Here is a 3,156-nt window from a genome sequence, read left to right on the forward strand (position 1 = left end):
GGCCCTGGCTGCCGGCCGGGTACTCCTCCAGCGGCACCTCGTCGGCGGCGAAGGCTGCCAGTGCGGGAGCCACCAGCCGCCAGCACTGGACGGCATTGGCCGCGGTCACCGACAGCGACTCGTCGCCGTCCAGCGCGGCCTGCAGCACCCGGGCGTAGACCTCCGCGTCGGCGGCCGCGATCACGTCGTCCAGGCTGGCCTGGTGCTCCGGCTGGCCCGGCACCGCCGGGGGGTAGAAGCTGCCCCGCAGCAGGAACGGCTCGGCCTCGCCGACGTCGTTGGGATTGGCGCTGGTCAACGCCAACTCCACCGCGCCGGTCAGGATGTCGATGCGCAGCCGATCGGCGTCGGGCGGCCGGCGCAGGCCGTGGGCGCCGGATTCAGCGTCGGCGAACGACACTTCCAGCAGCCGCCGGTCCTCACCGAGTCCCTTGCCCGACCGCAGCCGCAGCGGCACCCCCTGCCATTGCGGCAGGTCGCTGGTCAGCACTACCTGCGCCAGGGTCTCGGTCCTGCGACCGGGCTCGACGCCTTCTTGGTCGGCGTACGCCTCGACCGGTTCGCCATCGATCTCACCGGCGGTCCAGCGGGCCCGACGCACCGCGCCGTCCCCCTCGGCCACCCGCAGGGAGGCCAACGCCGCCTCCAGCGGGTCGCCATCCCCGGCCACCTCAGGCGGCATGATCGCGGCGGCCAGCACGTGCAGCAGGTGCGACTGGATCATGTCGCGCAGCGCGCCGGTGTCGTCGTAGAAGTCGGCGCGGCCGGCGAGGTCGAGGGCCTCGTCCCAGACCACCGACAGCTCGGCGACGTGCCGGCCGTCCCAGACCGCCTCGATCGTCCGGTTGGCGAATCGCAGCGCCCGCATCGACCGCACGGCCGACGCGGCCAGGAAGTGGTCGACCCGGAAGACCCCATCGGGGCCGACCAGCCCGGTGACCAGCTCGTTCAGTTCGGCCGCGCTCTCGGCGTCCTCACCGAACGGTTTCTCGAGCACCAGTCGGGTGCCGGTCGGCAGTTCGACCTCGCGCAGCGCCTCGCAGGCCGCCCGGGTGACGCCGGCGCCGAGCGCGAAGTAGATCACCGGCCGGCCTTCGACCTGCGCCAGCAGGCGCCGCCAGTCGTCGGCGCTGGTGGCGTCCGCGGTCACCCACTCGGTGTCCGACAACGCCGACTCCACCGCCGGCCCGGAGTAGTCGGCGAAGCCGTCGGCCACCAGTTGCGACCATTCCGGGTTGTCCTTGCGGGAGCTGCCGACCACCCTGGTGCGGCGTTCGGGCTGGGCCTGCAACAGCCGTCCCAGTGATGGCAACAGGTAGCGCTCGGTGAGGTCTCCGCTGGCACCGAGGATGAGCAGGGTCTGGCGCTGATCCATGCCCTCCACCTTATGCGCGGGGGGTTTGCCGGCAGCCGCCTCTGGCAAAGTGGAAACCATGTTCCAACCACCGCTCGAGCACTACGCCATCCTCGCCGACCTGCACACCGCGCCGCTCATCTCCCGCCGAGGCAGCATCGACTGGCTCTGCCTGCCCCGATTCGACTCGGCGGCGGTGTTCTCGGCCCTGCTCGGCAGACCGGAGGACGGCCGCTGGCTGATGGCGCCAATCGACGGCGAGGTGGTGTCGCGGCGCTACCTGGGCGACACCTTCATCCTGCAGACCGCCTGGCGCACCCCGACCGGTGAGGCGGTGGTCACCGAGTACATGCCGCAGAGCAACGAACGGGCCGACCTGATCAGGACGGTGCAGTGCACCCGAGGCGAGGTGGTCATCGAGCACGAACTGATCATGCGGTTCGACTATGGCCGGTTGAAGCCATGGGTGCGCAAGGTGAGGGAGACCGACGGCGGTCAGGCGCTGCTGGCGGTCGGCGGGCCGGACGCGTTGGTGCTGCACGGCCCGTTGCTGCACCCCGAGGGCGACACCCACCGGGGCGAGTTCCGGCTGGCGCGCGGTGAGGAGGCTACCTGGTCGCTGACCTGGACCAATTCCTGGGACCGGTACCCGCCGCCCCATCACAGCCGCGAGCAGCTCGAGCAGACCCGCCTGATGTGGCAGGACTGGGCCGACCAGATCACTGACGACGACTTCATGGTGCGCCGCTCGCTGCTGGTGCTGAAGGCCCTGACCCACGTCGAGACCGGCGGCATTGTCGCGGCCGCCACCACCTCGCTGCCGGAGTACTTCGGCGGGGAACGCAACTGGGACTACCGCTTCGTCTGGTTGCGCGACTCCGCCTTCACCATCGAGACGGTGGTCGAGCACGGTCTGGCCGACCGCGCCTGGCGGGACTGGCTGCTGCGCACCATCGCCGGGGGCCACGAGAACTTGCGGATCATGTACGGGATCGGCGGCGAACGGTTGGACGCCGGCGACGAGAAGCAGTTGCCGCACCTGGCCGGCTACTGGGATTCGCGGCCGGTGCGGATCGGCAACGGCGCCGCCGAGCAGTACCAGGCCGACGTGGTGGGCGAGGTGATGGTGGCGCTGCACAAGCTGCGGCAGGCCAACGTGCCGGACGACGCCTTCTCGTGGTCGCTGCAGAAGGAGTTGCTGACATTTCAGGAGAAGCGCTTCGACGACAAGGACCACGGCATCTGGGAGATGCGCGGTGACCTGCACCACTTCACCCACGGTCGGGTGCTGATGTGGGCGGCGTTCGACCGTGGCGTCCGCGGGGTCAGGGAGTTCGGCCACGACGGGCCGGCCGACCACTGGCAGAACCTCGCCGACCGGCTGCGCGCCGAGGTCGACGAGCACGGCTTCAACTCCGGGATAAACAGCTTCACCCAGACCTACGACAACACCGAGGTGGACGCGTCGCTGCTGGTCCTGCCGCAGGTGGGGTTCTGCGACTGGGACGATCCCCGGATGCTGGGCACGGTGGCCCGGATCGAACGTGACCTGGTCGACGAGCACGGCTTCGTCCACCGCTACCGGACCGAGGACGGCATGGACGGGCTGGAAGGCGGGGAGTACCCGTTCCTGATCTGCACCTTCTGGCTGGCCACCCAGTACGCCCACACCGGACGGCTGGCCGAGGCGGAAGCGATCTACGACCGGCTGGTGCAGTTGGGCGGCGACCTCGGCCTGCTGTCGGAGGAGTACGACACCGAGCACCAACGACTGGCCGGCAACATGCCGCAGGCGTTCAGCC

Annotated in this window: 2 protein-coding genes; one reads left to right on the top strand and one right to left on the bottom strand. The window is 70.3% G+C overall.

Features of this window, described 5'->3' with window-relative positions:
- Nucleotides 1-1,375: glucose-6-phosphate dehydrogenase (locus tag WBL05_RS01090; RefSeq protein WP_424223165.1), on the bottom strand; the 1,375-nt coding region annotated here is incomplete at its 3' end.
- Between the two features lie 58 nt (nucleotides 1,376-1,433).
- On the opposite strand from WBL05_RS01090, the gene WBL05_RS01095 reads away from it, so the two are divergent.
- A partial coding sequence (locus WBL05_RS01095) for a glycoside hydrolase family 15 protein (protein WP_424223166.1) occupies nucleotides 1,434-3,156 on the top strand: 1,723 nt, incomplete at its 3' end.

The organism is Brooklawnia sp., assembly GCF_049651565.1.
Lineage (GTDB): Bacteria > Actinomycetota > Actinomycetes > Propionibacteriales > Propionibacteriaceae > Brooklawnia.